Origin of the sequence: Stenotrophomonas sp. BIGb0135 (assembly GCF_024810105.1) — a bacterium.
GTDB classification, from domain to species: Bacteria; Pseudomonadota; Gammaproteobacteria; order Xanthomonadales; family Xanthomonadaceae; genus Stenotrophomonas; species Stenotrophomonas maltophilia_AB.
This window is the reverse complement of the sequence record NZ_JANUDX010000013.1, coordinates 1-24,619: the sequence shown is the minus strand read 5'-3', so window position 1 is coordinate 24,619 and position 24,619 is coordinate 1. Positions and strand designations below refer to the sequence as shown.

Sequence of the window (24,619 nt, the reverse complement as noted above, 5' to 3'; positions counted from 1 at the left end):
CGCCGACTGGCCCCCTTTCGCATGTCTATCGAAAATCTTCGCAACATCGCCATCGTCGCCCACGTCGACCACGGTAAGACCACCCTCGTCGACCAGCTGCTCAAGCAGTCCGGCACCCTCTCCGAGCGCACCGTGCTCGCCGAGCGCGTGATGGACAGCAATGACCAGGAAAAGGAACGTGGCATCACCATCCTGGCCAAGAACACGGCCATCACCTGGGAAGACAAGAAGACCGGTATCAAGAACCGGATCAACATCGTCGACACCCCGGGACACGCCGACTTCGGCGGCGAAGTGGAGCGCGTGCTGTCGATGGTGGACACCGTGCTGATCCTCGTCGACGCGATGGACGGCCCGATGCCGCAGACCCGCTTCGTCACCCAGAAGGCCTTCGCGATGGGCTTCAAGCCGATCGTCGTGGTCAACAAGGTCGACCGCCCGGGCTCGCGTCCGGATTGGGTGATCGACCAGGTCTTCGACCTGTTCGACAAGCTCGGCGCCACCAATGAGCAGCTCGACTTCCCGATCGTCTACGCCTCGGCCCTGAACGGCTATGCCGGCCTGGAAGACAGCGTGCGCGACGGCGACATGACCCCGCTGTACGAAGCGATCATGCAGCACGCGCCGAAGCCGGAAGTGGACCCGGACGGCCCGTTCCAGATGCGCATCAGCCAGCTGGACTACAACAACTTCGTGGGCGTGATCGGCATCGGCCGCATCCAGCGCGGCACCCTGAAGAAGAACATGCAGGTCGCGGTGATCGACCGTGAAGGCAAGAAGCGCAACGGCAAGGTCGCGCAGGTGCTGGGCTTCCTGGGCCTGGAGCGCATCGAGCAGGACACCGCCGAGGCCGGCGACATCGTCGCCATCTCCGGCATCGCCGAGCTGACCATCTCCGACACCCTGTGCCACCCGGACACCCCGGAAGCGCTGCCGGCACTGACCGTCGATGAGCCGACCATCTCGATGACCTTCCAGGTCAACAACTCGCCGTTCGCCGGCAACAAGGACCTGTCCGGTGGCAAGTTCCTGACCAGCCGCCAGATCAAGGACCGCCTGGATCGCGAACAGGTCCACAACGTGGCCCTGAAGGTCGAACAGCTGGAAGACGCCGACAAGTTCCTGGTCTCCGGCCGTGGCGAACTGCACCTGTCGGTGCTGATCGAGAACATGCGTCGCGAAGGCTACGAGCTGGCCGTGTCGCGCCCGGAAGTGATCATCAAGCAGATCGACGGCCAGGCCATGGAGCCGATCGAGCAGCTGGTGGTGGACATCGAAGAGCAGCACCAGGGCGGCGTGATGGAAAAGCTGGGCACCCGCAAGGGCCAGCTGAAGAACATGGAGCCGGACGGCAAGGGCCGCGTGCGCCTGGAATACCAGATCCCGGCCCGTGGCCTGATCGGTTTCCAGAACGAGTTCAAGACCCTGACCCAGGGTTCGGGCCTGCTGTTCCACGTGTTCGACCATTACGGCCCGAAGGAGCAGGGCGCGATCGCCAAGCGCCAGAACGGCGTGATGATCGCCAATGCTCCGGGCGCCACCCCGGCGTACTCCCTGGGGCCGCTGCAGGAACGCGGCAAGCTGTTCGCTGCGGAAGGCGACAACGTGTATGAAGGCCAGCTGGTCGGCATCCACTCCAAGGACAACGACCTGACCGTCAACGCGATCAAGACCAAGCCGCTGACCAACATGCGCGCCTCGGGCAAGGACGATGCGATCCAGCTGACCCCGGCGATCAAGTACTCGCTGGAACAGGCCCTGGACTTCATCGAAGACGACGAGCTGGTCGAGATCACCCCGAAGGAAATCCGCCTGCGCAAGAAGGGCCTGACCGAAAGCGAGCGCAAGAAGGCGTCGCGCGGCGGCTGATCGGACCCATTGTCGTGATCGACAAGCCCTACAACCCGGATCCTCACAGGCATCCGGGGCTTCACCTGATCGCCTTGCTGGAAGCCAGCAAGGCGGTCCTGGCGCTGTTGGCCGCGACCGGGCTGGAAATGCTCGGTCCGCAGCCCCTGCGCGATGCGGTCAATGCCCTGATCCGGCGTTTCAGCCTGGACCCGGATCACGGCACCCTGCCCTCGCTGCTCAACATGATCAATCCCGATGCGGTGCACCTGGCCGCCGTGGCCATGCTGGCCTACGGGGTGCTGCATCTCTTCGAGGCCTGGGGCCTCTGGCGCGCCAAGGCCTGGGCGTCCTGGCTGGGCTGCGTCACTGCCGGCATCTACCTGCCGTTCGATATCTACGCCATCATCCGCCACCCTGGCTGGGCCTCGTGGTCGGTGCTGGTGATCAACCTGATCGTGGTCGGCGTGCTCGCCCGCGATATCCGCAAGCGCCATCCCACGCCCACCGCTACCTCCTGAGTTGCCAAGCGTGGCACCGGCTGGTTAGCCTGAGCGCCGGTTTACGGGACACCCTGATGCGTCTGCCGCTGACATCGATGTTGATGATCGTGTCGCTCTGCGGCTGTGCGCCTGCACCTGCCCCGGTGCACGCCAGCGAAGCCCCCGCTGCGGCCGCCGCGCCGCGCCCGGATACCCCCTTCGCCTACGCCGAGACCGACATCGTCGACCTGCAGGCGCAGATGGCTGCCGGGGCGCTGGACAGCACCACCCTGACCCGCGCCTACCTGGAGCGGATCGCCCGCATCGACCGTGCCGGCCCGCGCTTGAACGCGGTGATCGAGCTCAATCCCGAGGCACTCAAGGACGCCGCCGCACTGGATGCCGAGCGCCGCCGCGGCCAGCTGCGTGGCCCACTGCACGGCATCCCGGTGCTGCTCAAGGACAACATCGGCGCGCGCCCGATGAGCAACAGCGCGGGGTCCCTGGCCCTGGCCAGGTTCCGCCCCGACGACGCCTTCCTGGTCACCCGGCTGCGCGCGGCCGGCGCGGTGATCCTGGGCAAGACCAACCTCAGCGAATGGGCCAACTTCCGCTCCAGCCAGTCCATCTCCGGCTGGAGCGCGCGCGGTGGTCAGACCCGCAACCCCTATCGGCTCAGCCACACGCCCTGCGGCTCCAGCAGCGGCAGCGCGGTGGCGGTGTCGGCCAACCTGGCGGCCGCGGCGATTGGGACCGAGACCGATGGCAGCATCGTGTGCCCGGCGGCGGTCAATGGCGTGGTCGGGCTCAAGCCCACCGTCGGCCTGGTCAGCCGCGAGGGCATCATCCCGATTTCCTTCAGCCAGGACACCGCCGGCCCGATGGCGCGCAGCGTCGCCGACGCGGCGGCCCTGCTGACCGCGATGGCCGGCCGCGACGATGCCGACCCGGCCACCGCGACCATGCCCGGGCGCGCGGTCTACGACTACACCTCACGCCTGAACCCGGACGGCCTGCGTGGCGCGCGCATCGGCGTGCTGTCGGGACCGCTCGACCAGTTGCCCGGGGTGGGCCCGGCGCTGCAGCACGCCGTGGAGGTTCTGCGCGAGGCCGGCGCGGTGGTGGTGCCCGTGCAACTGCCTACCCAGGGCCAGTGGGAAGACGCCGAGCGGATCGTGCTGCTGCACGAGTTCAAGGCGGGCCTGCAACGCTATCTCACCACCTACAACGCGCCCCTGCGCGACCTCGACCAGGTGATCGCCTGGAACCGCGGGCATGCCGACCAGGAACTGCTGCCGTTCGGCCAGGACCTGATGGAAAGCGCGGCTTCCACAGGCGGCCTGGGCAATCCGGCGTACATCGCGGCGCGTACCGAGGCCCGCCGCCTAGCGGGCCCGGCAGGCATCGATGCAGCCCTGCGTGCGCAACGGCTGGATGCCTTGATCGCCCCCACCACCGGCATTGCCTGGCCGATCCGTGCCGGGGCCGGCGATGATTTCCCCGGCGGCAGCTACAGTGCCGCCGCCGTGGCCGGCTACCCCAGCCTGAGCGTGCCGATGGCGCATGTGAACGGGCTGCCGCTGGGCCTGCTGTTCATGGGCACCGCCTGGAGCGAGCCCCGCCTGATCGAACTGGGCTATGCCTACGAGCAGCGCACCCGTGCCCGACGTCCGCCACGCTTCGGCACCCACACCCTGCTGCCGCACAACGTCGCCCCCTGAGGGGCGTGCCGCCACGCCCACCGGCGCCTACGGCGCGGGCACCACCGCCGGTGCGCCGTCCTCGGCCCCCGGCGAGCGCACGTCCTCGGCCGGCTGCGAACGCGGGCCACGCAGGCCCGGATCGGGCTGCTGGAGCAGTTCGGCGCGGGTCCGCGGCAGCGCCTGCGGATGCTCGCGGGCCAGGAAATCCAGCATCCGTTCGCGCACGATGCAGCGCAGGTCGAATGCATCGCCGGAGTTGCGCGCACTCACCAGCAGGCGCACCTGCAGCGTGTGCTCGGTGGTCTCGGTCACCTGGGTCACGCAGACCCGGCCATCCCACAGCGCCTCGCCCTTGCAGATGCGCTCCAGCTCGGCACGGATGGCGGGGATCGGTGCGCGGTAGTCCAGCCACAGGAACGCGGTCCCCAGCAGGTCGGCACTGCGCCGGGTCCAGTTCTGGAACGGATGCTCGATGAACCAGGTCAGCGGCACCACCATCCGCCGCTCATCCCAGATCCGCACCACCACGTAGCTGCTGCCGATTTCCTCCACCCGCCCCCACTCGCCTTCCACGATCACCACGTCGTCCAGCCGGATCGGCTGGGTCAGGGCGATCTGCAGGCCGGCGATCAGGTTGCCGAACACCGGCTTGGCGGCGATGCCGGCGACCAGGCCGATGATGCCGGCCGAGGCCAGCAACGCGGTCCCGATCTGGCGCACCATCGGGAAGGTCAACAGGATCAGCGACACGCCGACCAGGATGATCGCGCCCATCAGCACCCGGCTGAGCACGCGGGTCTGGGTCTGGATGCGGCGGGCCTCCAGGTTGTCGGCCACCTCCATCGGGTGGTCGCGCAGGATCGCCTGCTCGCCGGCAGCCACCGCGCGCACCAGCAACCAGATCACGCAGGCGGTCAGCCCGATGTGCAGCAGGCGCAGCGACTGGTCCAGCCAATGGCCCTGCAGCGGCGTAGCTTCCAGTGCGGGAATCAGCACCAGCAGCGGCAGCGCGAACGCCATCGGGCGGCTGATCACCCGGCCGATGCGCGCGCGACGCTGCTCACGGCCCTTGAGCCGGCGGGTCAGCGCCATCAACAACCACCAGCCGGTGAGCCCGACCGCCAGCGCAATGCCGATCGGCCACAGGTACAACGCCGCTTGCTGCCAGTCCACCGTCACTGCACGCTCCTGCGATCATCGAAGGAAGGCCGCAGCATGCCTGTATCGCCATGACCACCATGTCAGGCGAATGTAAGCCGTGCGTGGACAACGCCGGCCAGCGCCACGCCGTGCGTGGCGCCGCTGCGACGCCTCAGCCCGCGTAATGCTGCTGCTTGCGCACGATGGCCATGGCGATCTCCAGCGACTGGTCGTAGTTCAGGCGCGGGTCCACCGATGAGCGGTAGGCACGTTCCAGGTCACGCTCGGTCAGTTCGCGGGCGCCGCCGGTGCATTCGGTCACGTCCTCGCCGGTCAGCTCCAGATGCACGCCGCCGAGACGGGTGCCGGCCGCGGCGTGCAGGTCGAAGGACAGCTCCACCTCGCCGCGCACGTTGTCGAAGCGACGGGTCTTGTAGCCGTTGCTGGTGCTCTCGGTGTTGCCGTGCATCGCATCGCACACCCACAGCACGCGACGGCCGTCGCGCTTGACCGCATCCAGCAGCGGGGGCAGCTTCTCGGCGATCTGCGCCGCGCCCATGCGATGGATGAAGCTCAGGCGGCCCGGTTCGTCATCGGGGTTGAGCACGTCGATCAGGCGCAACAACTGGTCCGGCTGTACCGACGGGCCGACCTTGATCGCGATCGGGTTGCGCACGCCGCGCAGGTACTCCACGTGGGCGCCATCCAGCGCCGCCGTGCGCATGCCGATCCACGGATAGTGCGTGCTCAGGTTCAGCCAGCCGTGCTGGCGCGGTACCTGGCGGGTCAGCGCCTGTTCGTAGGGCAGCAGCAGCGCCTCGTGGGACGTGTAGAAATCGATGCGGTTGAGGTTGTGCACCCGCACCCCGGCCAGGGTCTCCATGAAGTGCACCGCATCGCCGATCGAGCCGACCATCTTCTGGTAGTCGGCGGCCAGCGGCGAATGCTGCACCCAGTCCAGGTTCCAGTACTCGGGGTGGTGCAGGTCGGCGAAACCGCCATCGATCAGGGCGCGCACGAAGTTCATCGTCATCGCCGAGTGCGCGTGGGCCTGCAGCATCCGCCGCGGGTCCGGCAGGCGCGCCGCCTCGGTGAATTCCGGCCCGTTGATCACATCCCCGCGGTAGCTGGGCAGGGTTACCCCGTCGCGGGTTTCGGTATCGGCCGAGCGCGGCTTGGCGTACTGGCCGGCAAAGCGGCCGACGCGGATCACCGGCTTGCGCATGCCGTGCACCAGCACCAGGCTCATCTGCAGCAGCACCTTGAGCCGGTTGGAGATGGTGGTCGACTCGCAGTCGCTGAAGTTCTCGGCGCAGTCGCCGCCCTGCAGCAGGAAGCGCTTGCCTTCCTGCGCATCGGCCAGTTGCTGCTTGAGCGCCAGGATCTCCCAGGACGTCACCAGCGGCGGCAACCGCTTGAGCTCATGCAGGGCCGCGTCCAGCGCCAGCGGGTCGGGATAGGTCGGCATCTGCAGCGCGGTCTTGCCGCGCCAGCTCTCCGGCGACCAGGCTGCGCTGTCGGCGGCGGCAGTGGCGGCGGGATCGACTACGGGCGGTGCGGACGGGCTCATCACAGACTTCCGGGGGGTGGGGACCGGTCATGGTCGCAGAGCGCGCCGCTGGCGCAAAGCGCCGCCTGTGCGACGGCGACAGCTGAACGGCGGAAAACGAACTCGGCCACTCGCCCCAAACCGCATTCCCTCCCTACCGTGGACAGGCGCATGATTTGTTACGGAGTAACACTCGCCAGGCCGGCCCCCTCCCCTACGTCCAGCCACCAAGTCCTCCCCCATGAAGCCATCCCTGCTTGCCCGCGGTATCGCCCTGGCCCTGTCCGTGGCCAGCCTGCCCGCGCTGGCCGCCACGGCCGACGCCGCCCCTCCGGCCGTCACCGACCTGGACGCGGTCACCGTCAGCGCCCAGCTCGACCAGGCGCGCAACGCCCTCTCCCCCGACATCGGCAGCAGCCAGTACCAGATCACCGCCGAGGACATCCAGAAACAGCCGCTGGGCGCCTCGGCCCCGCTCAGCCAGGTGCTGCTGCAGGCGCCTGGCGTGGTCCAGGACAGCTACGGCGGCGTGCACGTGCGTGGCGACCACGCCAACCTGCAGTACCGCCTCAACGGCGTGCTCCTGCCCGAATCGATCTCCGGCTTCGGCCAGACCCTGGATGCGCGCACCATCAAGAGCATCCGATTGATGGATGGCGCATTGCCGGCGCAGTTCGGCGAACGCACCGCCGCGGTGGTCGACATCACCACCCGCAGCGGCGCCGAGCTGGGCAATGGCGGCAGCGCCGGCATCACCGCCGGGTCGTTCGGCACCCTCAACCCCAACGCCTCGTGGTGGGGCAACCAGGGCCGCTGGAGCTGGTACCTGACCGGGAACTACACCCAGAACGAGGTCGGCCTGGAAAACCCCACCGCCTCGCGCCGGCCCGACCACGACGACACCCACCAGGGCAAGGCATTCGCCGACCTCACCTACCTGGTCAACGACACCACCCGCCTGAGCCTGTTCGCCGGTTTCGCCAACAACCGCTTCCAGATCCCGGTCAACCCGGGCCAGACGCCGCAGTTCGGCTACCTGGATACGGTCCAGGCCGATTCGTCGCAGCTGGACGAAACCCAGGGCGAGACCACGCGTTTCGGCATGCTGGTGCTGCAGGGCACGCTCGGCCAGACCGCCTACCAGGTGTCGGCCGGGCAGCGTTACAGCGACCTGGCCTTCAACCCCGACGTGGCCGGCGACCTGGTCTTCGACGGCGTGGCCTCGCAGGTGGACCGCAGCAACCGCGCCAGCACCGTGCAGGCCGATTTCTCCACGCCACTGGGCGACAACCACACCCTGCGCTATGGCCTGTACGGCAACAGCGAACGCGCACGCGCCGGCAGCACCGCCTGGGTGTTTCCGGTCGACGCCGATGGCAACCAGGCCAGCACCACGCCGATCGTGATCGCCGATGCCAGCGCCTTCCATGCCAGCACCGCGGCGGCGTACGTGCAGGACGAATGGCGGATCGGCCAGGACTGGACAGTCAACTACGGCCTGCGCGCAGACCGTTACAAGGCCTTCGGCGGCACCGAAGGACAGCTCAGCCCCCGCCTGGGCGTTGTCTGGAACGCCAGCGACAGCACCACCGTGCACGCCGGCTACTCGCGCTACTTCACCCCGCCGGCCAGCGAACTGGTGGCCGGCAGCGACATCGCGCGTTACGCCGGCACCACCAACCAGCAGCCGGTCACCGGCAGCACCACGCCGTTGTCCGAGCGCAGCGACTACTACGACGTGGGCGTGTCGCAGCAGGTTGGCGAGCACCTCACCCTCGGCCTGGACGCCTACGACCGCAAGGTCGACCGCCTGCAGGACGAAGGCCAGTTCGGCGCGGCCTACATCTATTCCACCTTCAACTACCGCTACGGGCACGTGCATGGCGTGGAGTTCAGCGCCGACTACAGCAGCGGCCCGCTCGGTGCGTATGTCAATGCGGCCTACAACAAGGCAATGGGCAAGCAGGTGATCACCGGCCAGTACAACCTGGACCCGGAGGCGCTGGCGTACGTGCAGGACAACTGGATCCACCTGGACCACGACCAGACGCTGACCTCTTCCGGCGGCGTGAGCTATGCGTTCGCCGGCCACAACCGGGTCGGGGCCAACTACGTGTATGGCAGCGGCCTGCGCTCGGACATCGAGGGCGTGCCCAATGGCGGTGAGCTGCCGTCCTACCTGCAGGTCAACCTCAGCGCGGCGCATGATTTCAACGCCGACAGCGGCCACCCGCTGCACGCGCAGCTGGCACTGGTCAACGCGCTGGACCGCAGCTATCAACTCCGCGACGGCGGCGGCATCGGCGTGTTCGCCCCACAGTGGGGTCCGCGTCGCGGCGCCTACCTGAGCCTTCAGCAGGACTTCTGAACGACGGCGCCCGCCGGCATGATGCGGGCGGGCGCAGCAGGCGCGCGATCAGCGCGCCGCCTCGATCAGACGCGCGGCGTGCGGAAGGAGACGAACAGCGCCCAGGCGGCCAGCAGCACGAACCACACCAGGCTCCACATCGGCATGGTCAGGCCGAGGAAACGCCAGTCGATGTTGCCGCAATCGCCGGTGCCGGTGAGCACCGTGCGGAACACCTCGAACGGCCCCATCGTTTCGCTGAGAAACGCCAGCGGCGGGCCACAGCTGGAGCCCATGTCCTTGGGCAGCAACTGCACATACACGTGGCGGCCGGCGATGCCCATGCCAACGGCCGCGGCGATGAAGGCCAGCACGCCGTAAGTGCCGCGCCCGGCGCGATCACGCGGGCCATGCAGGGCGCCGATGAGGAACAGCAGCCCGAGCGCGGCGAAGGCGATCCGCTGGAAGATGCACAGCGGGCACGGCTCCAGCCCGATCTTGAGCTGCAGGAAGATCGCGTAGGCCAACAGCCCGGCGCAGATCAAAAACCCCAGCAGGAACTGGGCGCGGTAATTCCAGCGCAGTGGATTCATTGCCAACACTCGTCAAAGTCCAGGCGCCAAGATTAACAGGCCCTCACCTGCCGCCGCCGCCACGCACGTGCCGATTGTCGGCGTAGAAGACCGGACAGCGTGTTCGTCCGCCCGCGGCACGGCTCCTGTCCCTAAACGGAAAAACCCGGCACAAGGCCGGGTTCTTCACCGAATTACGGGTGTTGCGCGTCGATTATTCTTCGACGGCTTCCGCCACGGCAGCCGGACGGTCGACCAGTTCGACGTAGGCCATCGGAGCGTTGTCGCCAGCGCGGAAACCGCACTTCAGCAGACGCAGGTAGCCACCCGGACGGGTCGCGTAACGCGGGCCCAGGATGGTGAACAGGTTGCCCACGGCTTCGTTGTCGCGCAGACGGGCGAAGGCCAGACGACGGTTGGCGACGGAGTCGACCTTGGCCAGGGTGATCAGCGGCTCGGCGACGCGGCGCAGTTCCTTGGCCTTCGGCAGGGTGGTCTTGATCAGCTCGTGCTTGAACAGCGAGGCGGCCATGTTCTTGAACATCGCTTCGCGGTGGGCGCTGGTACGGTTGAACTTGCGGCCGGACTTCATGTGACGCATGGGAGTGATTCCTTGATTGAATGCTGGATCGGTTGGGTATCGCTGTCGCCATCCTGGCGTTGCTGCTTGGACTGCGGTTGGTCCGATGCCGGCCCTCCTGGCCGACCGTCACCGCAGGCTATGGGCCTGTCGATGCGTGGTGTTACGGTGAAGCCCCCGCACCCGAAGGTGCGGGGTCAAGCATCTTGCGTCGTGCTGGATCAGCCGAGCATGCCGTGCTGGGCGACACCGGCCGGCGGCCAGTTCTCCAGCTTCATGCCCAGCGAAAGGCCGCGCTGTGCGAGGACTTCCTTGATCTCGGTCAGCGACTTCTTGCCGAGGTTCGGGGTCTTGAGCAGTTCCACTTCGGTCTTCTGGATCAGATCGCCGATGTAGTAAATGCTCTCTGCCTTCAGGCAGTTGGCCGAGCGAACGGTCAACTCCAGATCGTCGATCGGGCGCAGCAGCACCGGATCCACGCCGTTGTTGGCCGGCTTGGCTGCACCGCGGTCGCGGTGGGTGAAGTCACCGAAGACCGACAGCTGATCGCTGAGGATGTCGGCGGCGGTGCGCACGGCTTCCTCGGCATCGATCGTGCCGTTGGTTTCGATGTCCAGCACCAGCTTGTCCAGATCGGTACGCTGTTCGACGCGGGCCGCTTCCACCGAGTAGGCGACGCGACGGACCGGCGAGAACGAGGCGTCCAGGACCAGACGACCGATGGCACGGGTTTCTTCATCCGGACGACGACGTGCGGCCGCCGGCTGGTAGCCGAAACCACGCTCGATCTTCAGACGCATATTGATTGCCGTGTCCTTGGTCAGGTGGCAAATGATATGGTCGTTGTTGAGGATCTCGACGTTGTGGTCGACCTTGATATCGGCAGCGGTCACGACACCCGGACCCTGCTTGGACAGCGACAGCGTCGCGTTGTCACCCGTGTGCATACGGATGGCCACGTCCTTCAGGTTGAGCAGGACTTCAAGCACGTCCTCCTGCAAGCCTTCGAGCGTGGTGTACTCGTGCAGGACGCCGTCGATCTCAACTTCCGTGATGGCGAAGCCCGGGATGGACGACAGCAGCACGCGACGCAGGGCATTGCCCAGCGTATGCCCGTAACCACGCTCCAAGGGTTCGATAACGACCTTGGCGCGGGTGTCGGTAAGGCGTTCGATCTGCGGACCGCGAGGACGCAGAACCTGGTTGGCGGTAACCGTCATGTTGCGGGTTCTCCTAGTGAATCCCCGGCCGTCGCCGGGGATTCTCCAATGTGAATTACTTCGAATACAACTCGACGATCAGCGCTTCGTTGATATCCGCAGGCAGGTCCGCACGATCCGGAACAGCCTTGAAGATGCCGGCGAACTTGCCGGAATCCACTTCAACCCACGACGGACGCAGGTCGTGCGTGGCAGACACGGTCAGGGCTTCCTGAACGCGCAACTGCTTGGCAGCCTTCTCGGACAGCGCGACAGCGTCGCCAGCCTTGACCTGGTACGAAGCCAGGTTGACCGACTTGCCGTTCACGGTGACACCGCGGTGCGAGACCAGCTGACGGGCAGCCGGACGGGTCACAGCGAAGCCCATGCGATAGACAACGTTGTCCAGGCGGGTTTCCAGCAGCTGCAGGAGGTTCTCGCCGGTGTTGCCCTTCTTGGTCGAGGCCTTCTTGTAGTAGTTGCGGAACTGACGCTCCAGCAGACCGTAGATACGCTTGACCTTCTGCTTTTCACGCAGCTGGGTGGCGTAGTCGGACAGCTTGCCCTTACGGGCGGTGGCGCCGTGCTGGCCGGGCTTCTGCTCCAGCTTGCACTTGGAGTCCAGCGCGCGCGCCGGGCTCTTGAGGGAAAGGTCGGCGCCTTCGCGGCGGGCGAGCTTACAGGTAGGACCGATATAACGAGCCATTTCTTATCGCTCCTTTAGACGCGACGCTTCTTCGGCGGACGGCACCCGTTGTGCGGGATAGGCGTCACGTCGATGATGTTGGTGATCTTGTAGCCCACGTTGTTCAGCGAGCGCACGGCCGACTCACGACCCGGACCCGGGCCCTTGATGCGGACTTCCAGGGACTTGACGCCGTAGTCGAGCGCGGCACGGCCGGCCTTCTCGGCAGCCACCTGGGCAGCGAACGGGGTGGACTTGCGCGAACCGCGGAAGCCAGCGCCACCGGAGGTCGCCCACGACAGAGCATTGCCCTGGCGGTCGGTGATGGTCACGATGGTGTTGTTGAAAGAAGCGTGGACGTGGGCGACGCCGTCAGTGACGACGCGCTTGATCTTCTTCTTGGTCTTAGCGACGGGCTTAGCCATTTCTTAGGTCCCTTACTTCCTGATCGCCTTGCGCGGGCCCTTGCGGGTGCGGGCGTTGGTACGGGTGCGCTGGCCACGCAGCGGAAGACCGCGACGGTGACGCAGACCGCGGTAGCAGCCCAGATCCATCAGGCGCTTGATCGCGATACCGATTTCACGGCGCAGATCGCCTTCCACGATGTACTTGCCGACTTCGAGACGCAGACGCTCGATTTCCGGCTCCGACAGATCGCGGATCTTGGTGGTCGAGGTCACGCCTGCGGCGTCGCAGACCTTCTTCGAACGGGTACGGCCGATGCCGTAAATGCTTTGCAACCCGACCCAGACGTGCTTCTGGGCTGGCAGGTTGACGCCTGCAATACGCGCCATGACGCGGTTCTCCAGCTGAGTGATGGCCGACGGCGCACCCAAGGCGCGCCAATCCGGCAGGATGGATCAAAAAGTGAACTAGCGATACTAACAAGGTTCCGGTCTACTTGGAAGCCCGTGAAACACAAGGTTTCACGAACCCGGCCCAGGGAGTGTGCCCAGGCTCCGGCGCCGGATCAGGTTGACCCCGGTGAAAAGGCGCTTTCGTGCCCTTTCCCGGTGCCGCCCGCGCTACTCCCGCGCGGGACGACCCGATCTCACCCCCACCCGGAACCGCTGCGGGGGCCGCCCTTCGTTTGTGTGGCCAGGTCCGCGAAGCGGAGGACCATCACGTCAGGAAGACGAAAGTGTAACAGGCTTATCAGCCGCGGGCAAAACCGCCGCGGTTGCCGCCCTTCAGGTTGGCCTTCTTCAACAGGCTCTCATACTGGTGCGACATCAGGTGCGCCTGGATCTGCGCGATGAAGTCCATCACCACCACCACCACGATCAGCAGCGAGGTGCCGCCGAAGTAGAACGAGGCACCCAGCTGGGTACGCATGATTTCCGGCAGCAGGCAGACGATCACCAGGTACAGCGAACCGGCCGCGGTCAGGCGGGTCAGCACGCCGTCGATGTAGTCGGCGGTGGCCTTGCCCGGACGGATGCCCGGAATCAGCGCGCCCGACTTCTTCAGGTTGTCGGCGGTTTCCTGCGAGTTGAACACCAGCGCGGTATAGAAGAACGCGAAACCGGTGATCAGCGCCGCGAACACGATCATGTGCAGCGGCTCGCCCGGGCCCAGGGCGTTGGCAACCTTCTGCAGCCAGGTCGCCGAGCTGGCCTGGCCGGACCACATGGCCAGGGTGGTCGGGAACGCCAGGATGCTGGAGGCGAAGATGGCCGGAATCACGCCCGCCATGTTCAGCTTGAGCGGCAGGAACGACGTCTGGTTCATGTACGCGTTGCGACCGCCCTGGCGGCGCGCGTAGTTCACCGTGATCCGACGTTGGCCACGCTCGACGAACACCACGAAGTAGGTGAAGGCCAGCACCACCAGCACGATCAGCAGCAGCGAAATGAAGCTCATGTTGCCGTCGCGATAGGCTTCCACGGTGTGGATGACCGCGCCCGGCAGGCCGGCGACGATGCCGGCGAAGATGATCAGCGAGACGCCGTTGCCGATGCCACGCTCGGTGACCTGCTCGCCAACCCACATCAGGAAGATCGTACCGGCGGTCAGCGCGATGATGGCGGTGAGCACGAAGCCCATGCCCGGGGCGTACACGACCGGCGCGCCGCTCGGCGACACCTGGTTCTGCAGCGCCAGCGCGATGCTGCCGCCCTGCACCACGGCCAGCAACACGGCGCCGATGCGGGAATATTGGGTGATCTTGCGACGGCCCGACTCACCTTCCTTCTGCATTGCCTTCAATGCCGGGAAGATATGGACCGCCAGCTGCATCACGATGGACGCCGAGATGTACGGCATCACGTTCAGCGCGAAAATGCTGAAACGGTGCAGGGCGCCGCCCGAGAACATGTTGAACATGTCCACGATGCCGCCGCCCTGCGCCTGCATGAGCGCAAGCATGGCTTCGGGATTCACGCCCGGCACCGGCACATAACAGCCGATGCGATAGACGATCAATGCCCCGATGACGAACAGCAGACGCTGGCGAAGTTCCGTGAACTTGCCGAGCCCGCCGCCGAGGTTACCAATGCCAGCTTGCGCCATGTCTTACTCCTGTACGCTGCCGCCGGCAGCTTCGATCGCGGCCTTGGCACTGGCCGTTGCAGCGACGCCCTTCAGGGTGAACGCCTTGGTCAGGTCGCCCTTCATGACGATCTTGGCACGCTTGGCGGTGCTCGGGACCAGCTTGGCAGCGCGCAGCGCGGCAAAGTCGATCTCGCCGGCTTCCAGGCGTTCCAGCTGGTAGGACAGCACTTCCGCGGTGTCCTTGGCGATCTTGGAACGGAAACCGACCTTCGGCAGACGACGCTGCATCGGGGTCTGACCGCCTTCGAAGCCAGCCTTGATCTTGCCGCCACCCTTACGGGCGAACGAACCCTTGTGGCCGCGGCCGCAGGTCTTGCCCAGGCCGGAGCCGATACCACGGCCGACGCGGGTGCGCTCTTTGCGCGCGCCCGGTGCCGGGCTCAGTTCATTGAGATGCATGGTCATTGGATTATTCCTCAACCTTGACGAGGTAATGAACCTTGTTGATCAGGCCGCGAACCTGCGGGCTGTCCTTCAGTTCACGGACATCGTTGAGCTTGTTCAGGCCCAGGGCACGCACCGACAGGCGGTGACGCGACTGGGTGCCACGCAGGCCGCCCACCAGGCGGACCTTGACGGTCTTGCCGGTTTCATTAGCCATGGTTGAGATCCTCCACCTTCTTGCCGCGCTTGGCCGCGATGCGGACCGGCGACTGCATTTCGGTCAGGCCCTTCAGCGTGGCACGGACCAGGTTGATCGGGTTACGCGAACCGACGGCCTTGGCCAGCACGTTCTTGACGCCAACGGCTTCCAGCACGGCGCGCATGGCACCACCGGCAATCACACCGGTACCTTCGGAGGCCGGCATCATGAACACGCGAGCTGCGCCGTGGCCGGACTTCACCGGGTGCCACAGGGTGCCGTTGTTCAGATCGACGTCGGCCAGGTTCTTGCGAGCCTGCTCCATCGACTTCTGGATGGCGACCGGCACTTCGCGCGCCTTGCCATAACCGAAGCCGACCTTGCCTGCGCCGTCACCGACCACGGTCAGTGCGGTGAAGGTGAACTGGCGGCCGCCCTTGACGGTCTTGCTGACGCGGTTGACCGCGACCAGCTTTTCGATCATGCCGTCGTCGACTTTCTCTTCGCGGTTACGGTCGCGATCGCGACCCCGCTGCTGACGTTCTTCTGCCATGTTGATTCCTTGATTGATTGGGTATGTACGGCTCGGGGCCGCTTATAGCTGTGAAGTGGTGCGGTGTTTCGATCGGCCTTGCAGAAGAAGGACGTCGCCCGGCGCAACCCACGCCGGCAGGCAGGCGGAAACGGGGACCTGCCCCGTTTCCTTATCCCTTAGAACTGCAGGCCGCCTTCGCGGGCTGCATCGGCCAGTGCCTTGATGCGGCCGTGGTAGCGGTAGCCCGAGCGGTCGAAAGCGACCTTCTCGATGCCCGCAGCCTTGGCGCGCTCGGCGACCAGCTTGCCCACCTTGGCGGCGGCGTCGCTGTTCTTGCCGTTCTTCAGGCCTTCCTTGACGTCGGCCTGGGTGGTGTTGGCAGCGGCCAGCACCTTGGAGCCATCGGCGGTGAAGACCTGGGCGTACAGGTGCTGACCGGTGCGCAGCACCGACAGACGCGGCACGCCGAGAACGCGGATGTGTGCACGGGTCGACTTGGCGCGACGCAGGCGGGCGATGTTCTTGTTGATGCTCATGATTTGAGTTCCTTGAAAGCTGAAGTGAAGCGGGCGTTTGCTTTGAGACGCCCGACCGGTGAAGGCCAGGCGCCCATGGAAGTTCCCGCGCCTGATTAGGCCTTCTTGGCTTCCTTACGAATGATGACTTCGCCGGCGTACTTCACACCCTTGCCCTTGTAGGGCTCCGGCGGACGGAAGCCACGGATCTTGGCTGCCACTTCACCAACGCGCTGCTTGTCGGTGCCCTGGACCAGGATTTCGGTCTGGGTCGGGGTCGACAGGGTGATGCCTTCCGGCGCCACGAACAGGACCGGGTGCGAGAAACCCAGCGACAGGTTCAGGTCCTTGCCCTGCATGGCGGCACGGTAACCGACGCCGACCAGCTCGAGCTTGCGCTCGAAGCCTTCGGTGACGCCGTGGACCATGTTGGCCAGGATCGCGCGGACGGTGCCGGTGAGGGCGGTCAGCGACGGATCGTTGGCAGCCAGGTTGGCAACGCCGTTCTCGATGGTGATTTCAACGCCAGCGACCTTCGGCAGCGACAGGGTGCCCTTCGGGCCCTTCACGCTGACGGAGTCAGGCTGGATGTTCAGTTCAACGCCCTTGGGCAGGTTGACCGGCTTCTTGGCTACGCGGGACATAGTAGTTTCCTTCTCGCCTTAGGCCACGAAGCACAGGACTTCGCCGCCGACGCCCAACTGGCGCGCCTGCGCATCAGTCATGATGCCCTTGGAGGTGGAGATGATGGAGATGCCCAGGCCGTTGAGGACCTTCGGCAGCTCGGACTTGCCACGGTACTGGCGCAGACCCGAACGCGAGAAGCGCTTCAGGGTCTCGATGACCGGCTTGCCTTCGAAATACTTCAGGACGATTTCAAGCTCGGCCTTGTTGTTCTCGATCTTGGTGACGCGCAGGTCGGTGATGTAGCCTTCGGCCTTCAACACTTCTGCGATTGCAACCTTGATCTTGGAGGACGGTGCCTTCACCGTCTGCTTGCCAACCGCGGCCGCATTCTTGATGCGTACCAGCAGGTCGGCGATGGGATCAGTCATGCTCATAGTCGATACCTTTGAGTGCACCGATATCCGCTTTCGCGAAAATCTTGCTGTGTTCCTGGGATGGGCCAGTACCCTTCACATTGTGATCTGCAGGCCGATGGCCCGCCCGGCGCCCGCCCCTGTGAAAAGGCAAGACGCGGGAGTATACGGCAAAAAGAGCCCGACTTGCGCCGGACTCTTCAATTGGGGACAAACCTGAATGAACCGGTCGGTCCCCCTGCCCCGCACCCAGGGGATGCGGGGCAGGTTCCGGGACGAATCCCTTACCAGCTGGCCTTGCGCAGGCCCGGCACGTCACCACGCATGGTGGCTTCGCGCAGCTTGTTGCGGCCGAGGCCGAACTTGCTGTAGACGCCACGCGGGCGGCCGGACAGTTCGCAGCGGTTGCGGTGGCGGCTCGGCGACGAATCGCGCGGCAGCTTCTGCAGCTTGACTACGGCGTCAGCCTTTTCGTCGTACGAAGCGGTCGTGCTGGAGATGATCTTCTTCAGCTCTTCACGCTTACCAGCGAACTTGACGGCCAGCTTGGCGCGCTTCAGGTCGCGGTTGACCATGGAGGTCTTTGCCATTTCGGATTCCTCGACGTATCAGTTACGGAACGGGAACTTGAACGCTGCCAGCAGCGCCTTCGCTTCCGCATCGGTCTTGGCGGTGGTGGTGATGGCGATATCCATGCCGCGGATCGCGTCGACAGCGTCGAAGTCGATTTCCGGGAAGATGATCTGTTCCTTCACACCCATGTTGAAGTTGCCGCGACCGTCGAAGGAACGACCCGAGACACCACGGAAGTCGCGCACGCGCGGCAGCGAGATGTTGATCAGGCGATCCAGGAACTCATACATCTTTTCACGACGCAGCGTGGTCTTGCAGCCGATCGGCCAACCATCGCGGATCTTGAACGACGCCACCGAGACGCGGGACTTGGTCACGATCGGCTTCTGGCCGGAGACCTTGGCCATGTCGGCGACGGCGTTTTCCAGGATCTTCTTGTTCGTGGCTGCTTCGCCGACACCCATGTTCAGGGTGACCTTGACCAGCTTCGGAACCTGCATCGGATTGGTGTAGCCGAACTGCTTCATCAGCGCCGGCACCACTTCTTCCTTGTAGAACTTTTCGAGACGGGTATTCATCAGCGCATCCTCAGGCGTCGAGCGCCTCACCGCTGGAGCGGAACACACGCAGTTTGCGTCCATCCTCCAGCACCTTGAAACCAACGCGTTCGCCCTTGCCCGAAGCCGGGTTGAGCACGTTCACGTTGGAGATATGGATCGACGCTTCACGCTCGACCACGCCGCCGGCAACGCCTGCCTGCGGGTTCGGCTTGGTGTGGCGCTTGACGATGTTCACGTTGGCGACGATCACACGATCGCCGTCGACGCGGACGACTTCGCCCTGCTTGCCCTTGTCCTTGCCGGTGTTGACGACGACCTGGTCGCCCTTCTTGATACGGTTAGCCATGATTATCTCCTGTCGCTCACAGCACTTCGGGAGCGAGCGAGACGATCTTCATGAACTTCTCGGTACGAAGTTCACGCGTCACCGGTCCGAAGATGCGGGTGCCGATCGGCTCTTGCTTGTTGTTGAGCAGGACGGCAGCGTTGGCGTCGAAACGGATCAGCGAGCCGTCGGCGCGACGCACACCCTTGCGGGTACGCACCACGACGGCGTCGAACACTTCACCCTTCTTGACCTTGCCGCGCGGGATCGCATCCTTCACGGTGACCTTGATGATGTCACCGATGTGGGCGTAGCGACGCTTGGAGCCGCCCAGCACCTTGATGCACATCACTTCCTTGGCACCGGAATTGTCCGCGACCTCGAGGTAGCTCTGCATCTGGATCATGATTCAGATCTCCTTATTCAGCCGCACGCGTGATGACTTCCACCACGCGCCAGTTCTTGGTCTTGGACATCGGAGCAATCTCGGTCACGCGGACGACATCGCCTTCGTTGCAGGCATTGTCGGCGTCGTGTGCGTGCAGCTTGGTCGAACGCTTGATGTACTTGCCGTACAGGGCGTGCTTGACCAGGCGCTCCACCAACACGGTGACCGTCTTGTCCATCTTGTTGCTGACGACACGGCCTTCGACCGTGCGCAGCGTCTTGTTTTCAGTATTGTCGCTCATCGCGGCCATCCTTACTTGGTGCTGCCGAGCAGGGTCTTGACGCGAGCAATCTCGCGGCGGACCCGGCGGGTTTCGTGAGTCTTCGGCAGCTGGCCGGTAACCTGCTGCATACGGAGCGAGAACTGCTCCTTACGCAGATCGGTCAGGTGGGCCTTCAGATCGTCAGCCGACTTTTCGCGAAGTTGTTTGATATCCATTACATCACCGTCCGGGTCACGAAGGTGGTGGTCACGGAGAGCTTGGCAGCCGCCAGGCGGAACGCCTCGCGAGCCACGTCTTCACCCACACCTTCAATTTCATAGATCATGCGGCCGGGCTGGATCTGGGCGACCCAGTATTCCACGTTGCCCTTACCAGAACCCATTCGGACTTCGATGGGCTTCTTGGTGATCGGCTTGTCGGGGAACACTCGGATCCACATCTTGCCACCGCGCTTGACGTAGCGGCTGATCGAGCGGCGGGCCGCTTCGATCTGACGCGCGGTCAGCTGACCGTGGGCGGTTGCCTTCAGGCCGTACTCGCCGAAGCTGACAGCGTTGGCGCTCCAGCTCAGGCCATCGTTACGGCCCTTGTGTACCTTGCGGTACTTGGTTCGCTTGGGTTGCAACATTGTCGTTACCTCGCTTCACGGGCCGGGCGCTGACGGTCACCACGGTCGCCGCGATCGTTACGATCGTTACGCGGGGAATCGTCCTGCTTTTCCTGGCCAACCTGGGAGAAATCGAAAACCTCGCCCTTGTAGATCCAGACCTTGATGCCGATGATGCCGTAGGTCGTCTTGGCTTCAGCGAAGCCATAGTCGATGTCGGCACGCAGCGTGTGCAGCGGCACGCGGCCTTCGCGGTACCACTCCGAACGGGCGATTTCAGCACCGTTCAAGCGGCCACCGACGTTGACCTTGATGCCCAGGGCACCGAGGCGCATCGCGTTGCCGACCGAGCGCTTCATTGCACGGCGGAACATGATGCGACGCTCCAGCTGCTGCGCGATCGACTCGGCGACCAGCTGCGCGTCCAGCTCGGGCTTGCGCACTTCGGTGACGTTGATGTGCGCCGGGACGCCCATCATTTCGCTCACTTCCTTGCGCAGCTTCTCGATGTCCTCACCGCGCTTGCCGATCACCACGCCCGGACGGGCGGTGTGGATCGTCACGCGAGCGGTCTTGGCCGGACGCTCGATAAGGATCTTGCTGATGCCGGCCTGCGCAAGCTTCTTGCGCAGCATTTCCCGCACCTTCAGGTCGGCTGCCAGGTAACCAGCAAACTCGGCCTTGTTGGCGTACCACTTGGAGTTCCAGTCCTTGGAAATGCCGAGGCGGATACCAATCGGATGAACTTTATGACCCATGGTGTTTTCCTTTCCGCTTACTTGCCGGCGCCCACAACCACAGTGATGTGGCTGGTGCGCTTGAGGATGCGGGTGCCGCGGCCTTTCGCCCGCGCCATGAAACGCTTCAGGGTCGGACCTTCATCTACCATGATGGTCTGAACCTTCAGCTCGTCGACGTCGGCGCCCTGGTTGTTTTCGGCATTTGCAATAGCCGACTCCACCACCTTCTTGATCAGGTGGGCAGCCTTCTTGTCCGAAAACTTCAGCAGGTTGACCGCACGCTCGGCCGGCAGGCCGCGCACCTGGTCAGCGACCAGGCGGGCTTTCTGCGCAGAGATGCGCGCGGAGCGCAGGATTGCTTTCGCTTCCATTGTCATCTCTCCTTACTTGCCCGACTTCTTGTCACCACCGTGGCCCTTGAAGGTCCGGGTGATGGCAAATTCGCCGAGCTTGTGGCCGACCATGTTCTCGTTGACGAGCACCGGAACGTGGTTCTTACCGTTATGAACGGCGATGGTGATGCCTACCATTTCCGGCAGGATCATCGAACGGCGCGACCAGGTCTTGATCGGCTTCTTGCTACCCGCAGCGGCCTCCACCTTCTTGACGAGGTGGTGATCGACGAACGGGCCCTTCTTGAGTGAACGTGCCATGGTCGATTAGCCCCTACGATCGCGGACGATGAATTGCTGGGTGCGCTTGTTCTTGCGCGTCTTGTAACCCTTGGTCGGGACACCCCACGGGGTGACCGGATGCGGATTACCCTGGCCGGCCTTCGCCTCACCACCACCGTGCGGGTGGTCAACCGGGTTCATGGCAGCACCACGAACGGTCGGGCGGACACCGCGCCAGCGCTTCGCGCCAGCCTTGCCCAGCTTTTCCAGGTTGTGCTCGTCGTTACCGACTTCACCGATGGTGGCGCGGCACTCGACCGGCACCTTGCGCATTTCACCCGAGCGCAGGCGCAGGGTGGCGTAGATGCCTTCACGAGCGACGAGCTGCACGGCAGCGCCGGCGGCACGCGCGATCTGGGCACCCTTGCCCGGCTTCAGTTCGATGCCGTGGACAGTGGTACCGACCGGGATGTTGCGCAGCGGCAGGGTGTTGCCGGTCTTGATCGGCGCATCCGAACCCGCGATCACCTGGTCACCGGCCTTCAGGCCCTTCGGTGCGATGATGTAGCGGCGCTCGCCGTCGACGTAGCACAGCAGGGCGATATGGGCGGTGCGGTTCGGATCGTATTCGATGCGTTCCACGCGCGCCGGAATGCCTTCCTTGTTGCGCTTGAAGTCGATGACACGGTAGTGCTGCTTGTGGCCACCACCAACGTGACGGGTGGTGATGCGGCCGTGGTGGTTACGACCACCGGACTTGCTCTGCGGCTCCAGCAACGCTGCGTGCGGTGCGCCCTTGTGCAGATCGGGCGTAACCACGCGCACGGCCGAACGGCGGCCGGGGGAAGTGGGCTTGAATTTCATCAATGGCATGGGATGTACCTCAGGCCTTGGCCGTTACATCGATGGACTGGCCATCGGCGAGACGCACGTACGCCTTGCGCCAATCGCCGCGGCGGCCGGTGCGGTTACGGAAGGACTTGTTCTTGCCCTTCACGTTCAGCACGTTGACCGACTCGACCTTGACGTCGAACAGCTGCTCAACCGCGGCCTTTACATCGGCCTTGGTGGCTTCGTTCGAGACTTCGAAGACATACTGGTTGGAATGTTCCTGCAGGCGCGCGGTCTTTTCGGAGACTCGCGGAGCGCGAAGAACGCTGAAGATTTTCTCGTTGGCGCTCATGCCAGCCACTCCTCGACCTTCTTGACCGCATCAGCGGTGATGACGACCGTGTCGGCACCGACCAGCGACACCGGGTCCAGGCCCTGCACGTCACGCACTTCCACGTAGGGAATGTTGCGCGCCGACAGGTACAGGTGCTCGGAAGCATCTTCGGTGACGATCAGCGGACGCTTGCCCACTTCCAGGCCGGCCAGCTTGGCGATCAACGACTTGGTGTTGGTCGCTTCGACATCGAAGGACTCCACGATCGTCAGACGGCCCTGGCGGTTCAGCTCGGACAGGATCGCGCACATGGCTGCACGGTACTGCTTACGGTTGACCTTCTGCTCGAAGCTGCGCGGCTTGGCCGCGAAGGTGACACCGCCGCCGACGAAGATCGGAGCCGTCAGTGCGCCATGACGCGCGCCGCCGCCCTTCTGCTTCTTCGACTTCTTGGTGGTACCAGCCACTTCAGAGCGAGTCTTCTGTGCCTTGGTGCCGGCGCGACCGGCGTTGCGGTAAGCAACGACGACCTGGTGAACCAGATCTTCGCTGAAATCGCGACCGAACACGGCATCGGAGACCGAGACCTTGTTGTTGCTACCCGTGATAACGAGTTCCATCGTCATCTCTCCTTATGCCTTGCTAGCCGGACGAACGATCACGTCACCACCCGCTGCGCCCGGAACGGCACCACGGATCGCGATCAGACCACGCTCGACATCGACCTTCACCACTTCAAGGTTCTGGGTGCTCTGCTGCACCGAACCCATGTGGCCGGACATCTTCTTACCCGGGAAAACGCGACCCGGGGTCTGGCGCTGGCCCAAGGAACCCGGCGCGCGATGCGACAGCGAGTTACCGTGGGTTGCATCGCCCATACGGAAGTTGTAGCGCTTGATGGTGCCCTGGAAGCCCTTACCCTTGGTGACACCCTGGACGTCGACCTTCTGGCCAACTTCAAAGATGTCCGCCTTGACTTCGCCGCCGACGGCGAAATCGCCGAGCTGCGCGTCTTCAACGCGGAATTCCCACAGGCCGCGACCCGCGTCGACCTTCGCCTTGGCGAAGTGACCGGCTTCCGGCTTGTTGACCAGGGCAGCGCGACGCGCACCGACGGTCACCTGCACGGCGCTGTAGCCGTCGGCTTCGACGGTCTTGATCTGCGCGATGCGGTTCGGGGTGGCTTCAATCAGGGTTACCGGGATGGCCTGGCCATCTTCGGTGAACACGCGGCTCATGCCAGCCTTGCGGCCCACGAAGCCCAACGAATATTTCTTCGTCATGGTCGTAGTCCTCAGGTCAGCTTGATCTGAACGTCGACGCCGGCAGCCAGTTCGAGCTTCATCAGCGCGTCCACGGTCTTGTCGTTCGGGTCAACGATATCGAGCACGCGCTTGTGCGTGCGGGTCTCGTACTGGTCACGCGCGTCCTTGTCGACGTGCGGGGAAACGAGAATGGTGTAACGCTCGATCTTGGTCGGCAGGGGGATCGGGCCACGCACTTGCGCGCCGGTCCGCTTTGCCGTTTCTACGATCTCGCTGGCCGAACGGTCGATCAAACGATGATCGAACGCCTTCAGCCGAATCCGGATCTTTTGGTCCGCCATGACGGTGGGTTCCTTCGTTAAAAGAGCGACGGACAAGGCCTCTGGGTTGCCTTGTCCCATGAATATCCTGAATGCGGACGCCGCACATTCCCGTGCGGCGACAAGATCTTTCCATAGACCTCAAAAATCGAGGCAGACCGGTCTCCCGATCTGCCCAGACAAAAAGTATAGCGCGCATACAACGCGGCGGTCAACAGGGGACCTGTTGACACTGCCTGAATGGCGCGACCCTTCCTGGTCTGGGGAACACGAGGAGCGTCCTGCGCCTCTTTTCCCGTTTGGTTACGCCCCGATGCCCTACCCAGGCAACATCGGGGCGCAGATTCTAACAGATTACGCGATGATCTTGGAGACCACGCCGGCGCCGACGGTACGGCCGCCTTCGCGGATGGCGAAGCGCAGGCCTTCGTCCATGGCGACCGGGTTG

General features: G+C 64.6%; 34 protein-coding genes and 1 pseudogene. 4 read left to right on the top strand and 31 right to left on the bottom strand.

Annotation, left to right across the window (positions count from 1 at the left end):
* Window positions 1-21: 21 nt before the first annotated feature.
* From typA to M2421_RS19310, 3 genes are read left to right on the top strand one after another with little or no spacing between them, the layout of a single operon-like run.
* Complete coding sequence (gene typA, locus M2421_RS19320; protein WP_259209915.1) at window positions 22-1,869, top strand: translational GTPase TypA; 1,848 nt, start codon at window positions 22-24, stop codon at window positions 1,867-1,869.
* A 14-nt stretch (window positions 1,870-1,883) separates the two neighbouring features.
* On the top strand, window positions 1,884-2,369 hold the full coding sequence (locus M2421_RS19315; RefSeq protein WP_259209912.1) for a DUF2127 domain-containing protein: 486 nt from the start codon (window positions 1,884-1,886) through the stop codon (window positions 2,367-2,369).
* A gap of 56 nt (window positions 2,370-2,425) precedes the next feature.
* A complete protein-coding gene (locus tag M2421_RS19310) occupies window positions 2,426-4,051 on the top strand; it encodes an amidase (protein ID WP_259209910.1) in 1,626 nt (541 codons plus the stop codon).
* 27 nt (window positions 4,052-4,078) lie between these two features.
* Here M2421_RS19310 and M2421_RS19305 read toward each other — a convergent pair whose 3' ends face one another.
* Together M2421_RS19305 and M2421_RS19300 are read right to left on the bottom strand one after the other, a co-directional pair.
* Entirely contained in the window at window positions 4,079-5,206 is a 1,128-nt protein-coding gene (locus tag M2421_RS19305) for a mechanosensitive ion channel family protein (RefSeq protein ID WP_259210046.1), read from the bottom strand.
* 139 nt (window positions 5,207-5,345) lie between these two features.
* Window positions 5,346-6,743 (bottom strand): 3-deoxy-7-phosphoheptulonate synthase class II, encoded by a 1,398-nt coding sequence (locus M2421_RS19300; RefSeq protein WP_259209909.1) that lies wholly within the window; start codon window positions 6,741-6,743, stop codon window positions 5,346-5,348.
* 220 nt (window positions 6,744-6,963) lie between these two features.
* Between M2421_RS19300 and M2421_RS19295 the strand changes: the two genes are divergently transcribed.
* Window positions 6,964-9,090: a TonB-dependent receptor gene (locus tag M2421_RS19295; RefSeq protein ID WP_259209907.1), complete on the top strand. Its 2,127-nt coding sequence runs from the start codon at window positions 6,964-6,966 to the stop codon at window positions 9,088-9,090.
* A 65-nt stretch (window positions 9,091-9,155) separates the two neighbouring features.
* On the opposite strand, the gene M2421_RS19290 is transcribed toward M2421_RS19295, so the two are convergent.
* From M2421_RS19290 to M2421_RS19150, 29 genes and pseudogenes are all read right to left on the bottom strand, one after another.
* On the bottom strand, window positions 9,156-9,662 hold the full coding sequence (locus tag M2421_RS19290; RefSeq protein ID WP_259209905.1) for a disulfide bond formation protein B: 507 nt from the start codon (window positions 9,660-9,662) through the stop codon (window positions 9,156-9,158).
* Between the two features lie 193 nt (window positions 9,663-9,855).
* Window positions 9,856-10,242: a 50S ribosomal protein L17 gene (gene rplQ / locus M2421_RS19285; protein WP_038690259.1), complete on the bottom strand. Its 387-nt coding sequence runs from the start codon at window positions 10,240-10,242 to the stop codon at window positions 9,856-9,858.
* A gap of 200 nt (window positions 10,243-10,442) precedes the next feature.
* A complete protein-coding gene (rpoA, locus tag M2421_RS19280) occupies window positions 10,443-11,441 on the bottom strand; it encodes a DNA-directed RNA polymerase subunit alpha (protein WP_259209902.1) in 999 nt (332 codons plus the stop codon).
* A gap of 55 nt (window positions 11,442-11,496) precedes the next feature.
* Window positions 11,497-12,126, bottom strand: a complete 630-nt coding sequence (rpsD, locus tag M2421_RS19275; RefSeq protein ID WP_038690262.1) for a 30S ribosomal protein S4 — start codon at window positions 12,124-12,126, stop codon at window positions 11,497-11,499.
* Window positions 12,127-12,140: 14 nt separating this feature from the next.
* On the bottom strand, window positions 12,141-12,530 hold the full coding sequence (rpsK, locus tag M2421_RS19270) for a 30S ribosomal protein S11 (RefSeq protein ID WP_017355427.1): 390 nt from the start codon (window positions 12,528-12,530) through the stop codon (window positions 12,141-12,143).
* A 12-nt stretch (window positions 12,531-12,542) separates the two neighbouring features.
* Entirely contained in the window at window positions 12,543-12,899 is a 357-nt protein-coding gene (gene rpsM, locus M2421_RS19265; RefSeq protein WP_019186163.1) for a 30S ribosomal protein S13, read from the bottom strand.
* A gap of 361 nt (window positions 12,900-13,260) precedes the next feature.
* Window positions 13,261-14,616, bottom strand: coding sequence for a preprotein translocase subunit SecY (gene secY, locus M2421_RS19260; protein WP_259209896.1), 1,356 nt, complete (start codon window positions 14,614-14,616; stop codon window positions 13,261-13,263).
* A 3-nt stretch (window positions 14,617-14,619) separates the two neighbouring features.
* Window positions 14,620-15,063 (bottom strand): 50S ribosomal protein L15, encoded by a 444-nt coding sequence (gene rplO, locus M2421_RS19255; RefSeq protein ID WP_019186161.1) that lies wholly within the window; start codon window positions 15,061-15,063, stop codon window positions 14,620-14,622.
* A gap of 4 nt (window positions 15,064-15,067) precedes the next feature.
* Complete coding sequence (gene rpmD, locus M2421_RS19250; RefSeq protein WP_259209892.1) at window positions 15,068-15,259, bottom strand: 50S ribosomal protein L30; 192 nt, start codon at window positions 15,257-15,259, stop codon at window positions 15,068-15,070.
* Window positions 15,252-15,794 carry a 30S ribosomal protein S5 gene (gene rpsE / locus M2421_RS19245; RefSeq protein ID WP_259209890.1) on the bottom strand — a complete coding sequence of 181 codons (543 nt, stop codon included), beginning with the start codon at window positions 15,792-15,794 and terminating at the stop codon, window positions 15,252-15,254. The genes rpmD and rpsE overlap by 8 nt, the downstream gene beginning before the upstream one ends.
* Window positions 15,795-15,952: 158 nt before the next feature.
* The gene (gene rplR / locus M2421_RS19240) at window positions 15,953-16,312 is read right to left on the bottom strand and encodes a 50S ribosomal protein L18 (protein ID WP_038690277.1); all 360 of its coding nucleotides are present in this window, start codon (window positions 16,310-16,312) and stop codon (window positions 15,953-15,955) included.
* 95 nt (window positions 16,313-16,407) lie between these two features.
* On the bottom strand, window positions 16,408-16,935 hold the full coding sequence (gene rplF, locus M2421_RS19235; protein WP_259209887.1) for a 50S ribosomal protein L6: 528 nt from the start codon (window positions 16,933-16,935) through the stop codon (window positions 16,408-16,410).
* An 18-nt stretch (window positions 16,936-16,953) separates the two neighbouring features.
* Window positions 16,954-17,352, bottom strand: coding sequence for a 30S ribosomal protein S8 (gene rpsH / locus M2421_RS19230; protein WP_019186156.1), 399 nt, complete (start codon window positions 17,350-17,352; stop codon window positions 16,954-16,956).
* A 263-nt stretch (window positions 17,353-17,615) separates the two neighbouring features.
* Window positions 17,616-17,921, bottom strand: a complete 306-nt coding sequence (gene rpsN, locus M2421_RS19225; protein ID WP_256776220.1) for a 30S ribosomal protein S14 — start codon at window positions 17,919-17,921, stop codon at window positions 17,616-17,618.
* A gap of 18 nt (window positions 17,922-17,939) precedes the next feature.
* Window positions 17,940-18,482 (bottom strand): 50S ribosomal protein L5, encoded by a 543-nt coding sequence (gene rplE, locus M2421_RS19220; RefSeq protein ID WP_038690283.1) that lies wholly within the window; start codon window positions 18,480-18,482, stop codon window positions 17,940-17,942.
* A 10-nt stretch (window positions 18,483-18,492) separates the two neighbouring features.
* Entirely contained in the window at window positions 18,493-18,810 is a 318-nt protein-coding gene (gene rplX / locus M2421_RS19215) for a 50S ribosomal protein L24 (RefSeq protein ID WP_017355416.1), read from the bottom strand.
* 16 nt (window positions 18,811-18,826) lie between these two features.
* Window positions 18,827-19,195, bottom strand: coding sequence for a 50S ribosomal protein L14 (gene rplN, locus M2421_RS19210; RefSeq protein WP_038690286.1), 369 nt, complete (start codon window positions 19,193-19,195; stop codon window positions 18,827-18,829).
* Between the two features lie 13 nt (window positions 19,196-19,208).
* Window positions 19,209-19,478 carry a 30S ribosomal protein S17 gene (gene rpsQ, locus M2421_RS19205; protein ID WP_017355414.1) on the bottom strand — a complete coding sequence of 90 codons (270 nt, stop codon included), beginning with the start codon at window positions 19,476-19,478 and terminating at the stop codon, window positions 19,209-19,211.
* Window positions 19,479-19,489: 11 nt separating this feature from the next.
* Complete coding sequence (gene rpmC, locus M2421_RS19200; RefSeq protein WP_017355413.1) at window positions 19,490-19,675, bottom strand: 50S ribosomal protein L29; 186 nt, start codon at window positions 19,673-19,675, stop codon at window positions 19,490-19,492.
* Complete coding sequence (gene rplP, locus M2421_RS19195) at window positions 19,675-20,088, bottom strand: 50S ribosomal protein L16 (RefSeq protein ID WP_068849463.1); 414 nt, start codon at window positions 20,086-20,088, stop codon at window positions 19,675-19,677. Before rplP ends, rpmC begins: the two co-directional genes overlap by 1 nt.
* Window positions 20,089-20,093: 5 nt before the next feature.
* Window positions 20,094-20,825: a 30S ribosomal protein S3 gene (gene rpsC / locus M2421_RS19190; protein WP_042614225.1), complete on the bottom strand. Its 732-nt coding sequence runs from the start codon at window positions 20,823-20,825 to the stop codon at window positions 20,094-20,096.
* A 17-nt stretch (window positions 20,826-20,842) separates the two neighbouring features.
* Window positions 20,843-21,178, bottom strand: coding sequence for a 50S ribosomal protein L22 (rplV, locus tag M2421_RS19185; protein WP_017355410.1), 336 nt, complete (start codon window positions 21,176-21,178; stop codon window positions 20,843-20,845).
* Between the two features lie 12 nt (window positions 21,179-21,190).
* A complete protein-coding gene (gene rpsS / locus M2421_RS19180; RefSeq protein WP_017355409.1) occupies window positions 21,191-21,460 on the bottom strand; it encodes a 30S ribosomal protein S19 in 270 nt (89 codons plus the stop codon).
* Window positions 21,461-21,466: 6 nt separating this feature from the next.
* Window positions 21,467-22,294 (bottom strand): 50S ribosomal protein L2, encoded by an 828-nt coding sequence (gene rplB, locus M2421_RS19175; RefSeq protein WP_038690292.1) that lies wholly within the window; start codon window positions 22,292-22,294, stop codon window positions 21,467-21,469.
* A 10-nt stretch (window positions 22,295-22,304) separates the two neighbouring features.
* A complete protein-coding gene (rplW, locus tag M2421_RS19170) occupies window positions 22,305-22,604 on the bottom strand; it encodes a 50S ribosomal protein L23 (protein ID WP_038690294.1) in 300 nt (99 codons plus the stop codon).
* The gene (gene rplD, locus M2421_RS19165) at window positions 22,601-23,206 is read right to left on the bottom strand and encodes a 50S ribosomal protein L4 (protein ID WP_128095571.1); all 606 of its coding nucleotides are present in this window, start codon (window positions 23,204-23,206) and stop codon (window positions 22,601-22,603) included. Before rplD ends, rplW begins: the two co-directional genes overlap by 4 nt.
* A gap of 12 nt (window positions 23,207-23,218) precedes the next feature.
* Complete coding sequence (rplC, locus tag M2421_RS19160) at window positions 23,219-23,869, bottom strand: 50S ribosomal protein L3 (protein ID WP_019186145.1); 651 nt, start codon at window positions 23,867-23,869, stop codon at window positions 23,219-23,221.
* 11 nt (window positions 23,870-23,880) lie between these two features.
* Window positions 23,881-24,192 (bottom strand): 30S ribosomal protein S10, encoded by a 312-nt coding sequence (gene rpsJ / locus M2421_RS19155; protein WP_010341589.1) that lies wholly within the window; start codon window positions 24,190-24,192, stop codon window positions 23,881-23,883.
* A 333-nt stretch (window positions 24,193-24,525) separates the two neighbouring features.
* A pseudogene (locus M2421_RS19150) lies at window positions 24,526-24,619 on the bottom strand (elongation factor Tu); the annotation flags it as partial.

What these genes read in the sequence shown, in the direction of transcription:
- typA (WP_259209915.1), top strand. Translation starts at nt 22, where the DNA reads ATGTCTATCGAAAATCTTCGCAACATCGCCATCGTCGCCCACGTCGAC.
- M2421_RS19310 (WP_259209910.1), top strand. Translation starts at nt 2,426, where the DNA reads ATGCGTCTGCCGCTGACATCGATGTTGATGATCGTGTCGCTCTGCGGC.
- M2421_RS19300 (WP_259209909.1), bottom strand. Translation starts at nt 6,743, where the DNA reads ATGAGCCCGTCCGCACCGCCCGTAGTCGATCCCGCCGCCACTGCCGCC.
- M2421_RS19295 (WP_259209907.1), top strand. Translation starts at nt 6,964, where the DNA reads ATGAAGCCATCCCTGCTTGCCCGCGGTATCGCCCTGGCCCTGTCCGTG.
- M2421_RS19290 (WP_259209905.1), bottom strand. Translation starts at nt 9,662, where the DNA reads ATGAATCCACTGCGCTGGAATTACCGCGCCCAGTTCCTGCTGGGGTTT.
- rplQ (WP_038690259.1), bottom strand. Translation starts at nt 10,242, where the DNA reads ATGCGTCACATGAAGTCCGGCCGCAAGTTCAACCGTACCAGCGCCCAC.
- rpoA (WP_259209902.1), bottom strand. Translation starts at nt 11,441, where the DNA reads ATGACGGTTACCGCCAACCAGGTTCTGCGTCCTCGCGGTCCGCAGATC.
- rpsD (WP_038690262.1), bottom strand. Translation starts at nt 12,126, where the DNA reads ATGGCTCGTTATATCGGTCCTACCTGTAAGCTCGCCCGCCGCGAAGGC.
- rpsK (WP_017355427.1), bottom strand. Translation starts at nt 12,530, where the DNA reads ATGGCTAAGCCCGTCGCTAAGACCAAGAAGAAGATCAAGCGCGTCGTC.
- rpsM (WP_019186163.1), bottom strand. Translation starts at nt 12,899, where the DNA reads ATGGCGCGTATTGCAGGCGTCAACCTGCCAGCCCAGAAGCACGTCTGG.
- secY (WP_259209896.1), bottom strand. Translation starts at nt 14,616, where the DNA reads ATGGCGCAAGCTGGCATTGGTAACCTCGGCGGCGGGCTCGGCAAGTTC.
- rplO (WP_019186161.1), bottom strand. Translation starts at nt 15,063, where the DNA reads ATGACCATGCATCTCAATGAACTGAGCCCGGCACCGGGCGCGCGCAAA.
- rpmD (WP_259209892.1), bottom strand. Translation starts at nt 15,259, where the DNA reads ATGGCTAATGAAACCGGCAAGACCGTCAAGGTCCGCCTGGTGGGCGGC.
- rpsE (WP_259209890.1), bottom strand. Translation starts at nt 15,794, where the DNA reads ATGGCAGAAGAACGTCAGCAGCGGGGTCGCGATCGCGACCGTAACCGC.
- rplR (WP_038690277.1), bottom strand. Translation starts at nt 16,312, where the DNA reads ATGAGCATCAACAAGAACATCGCCCGCCTGCGTCGCGCCAAGTCGACC.
- rplF (WP_259209887.1), bottom strand. Translation starts at nt 16,935, where the DNA reads ATGTCCCGCGTAGCCAAGAAGCCGGTCAACCTGCCCAAGGGCGTTGAA.
- rpsH (WP_019186156.1), bottom strand. Translation starts at nt 17,352, where the DNA reads ATGAGCATGACTGATCCCATCGCCGACCTGCTGGTACGCATCAAGAAT.
- rpsN (WP_256776220.1), bottom strand. Translation starts at nt 17,921, where the DNA reads ATGGCAAAGACCTCCATGGTCAACCGCGACCTGAAGCGCGCCAAGCTG.
- rplE (WP_038690283.1), bottom strand. Translation starts at nt 18,482, where the DNA reads ATGAATACCCGTCTCGAAAAGTTCTACAAGGAAGAAGTGGTGCCGGCG.
- rplX (WP_017355416.1), bottom strand. Translation starts at nt 18,810, where the DNA reads ATGGCTAACCGTATCAAGAAGGGCGACCAGGTCGTCGTCAACACCGGC.
- rplN (WP_038690286.1), bottom strand. Translation starts at nt 19,195, where the DNA reads ATGATCCAGATGCAGAGCTACCTCGAGGTCGCGGACAATTCCGGTGCC.
- rpsQ (WP_017355414.1), bottom strand. Translation starts at nt 19,478, where the DNA reads ATGAGCGACAATACTGAAAACAAGACGCTGCGCACGGTCGAAGGCCGT.
- rpmC (WP_017355413.1), bottom strand. Translation starts at nt 19,675, where the DNA reads ATGGATATCAAACAACTTCGCGAAAAGTCGGCTGACGATCTGAAGGCC.
- rplP (WP_068849463.1), bottom strand. Translation starts at nt 20,088, where the DNA reads ATGTTGCAACCCAAGCGAACCAAGTACCGCAAGGTACACAAGGGCCGT.
- rpsC (WP_042614225.1), bottom strand. Translation starts at nt 20,825, where the DNA reads ATGGGTCATAAAGTTCATCCGATTGGTATCCGCCTCGGCATTTCCAAG.
- rplV (WP_017355410.1), bottom strand. Translation starts at nt 21,178, where the DNA reads ATGGAAGCGAAAGCAATCCTGCGCTCCGCGCGCATCTCTGCGCAGAAA.
- rpsS (WP_017355409.1), bottom strand. Translation starts at nt 21,460, where the DNA reads ATGGCACGTTCACTCAAGAAGGGCCCGTTCGTCGATCACCACCTCGTC.
- rplB (WP_038690292.1), bottom strand. Translation starts at nt 22,294, where the DNA reads ATGCCATTGATGAAATTCAAGCCCACTTCCCCCGGCCGCCGTTCGGCC.
- rplW (WP_038690294.1), bottom strand. Translation starts at nt 22,604, where the DNA reads ATGAGCGCCAACGAGAAAATCTTCAGCGTTCTTCGCGCTCCGCGAGTC.
- rplD (WP_128095571.1), bottom strand. Translation starts at nt 23,206, where the DNA reads ATGGAACTCGTTATCACGGGTAGCAACAACAAGGTCTCGGTCTCCGAT.
- rplC (WP_019186145.1), bottom strand. Translation starts at nt 23,869, where the DNA reads ATGACGAAGAAATATTCGTTGGGCTTCGTGGGCCGCAAGGCTGGCATG.
- rpsJ (WP_010341589.1), bottom strand. Translation starts at nt 24,192, where the DNA reads ATGGCGGACCAAAAGATCCGGATTCGGCTGAAGGCGTTCGATCATCGT.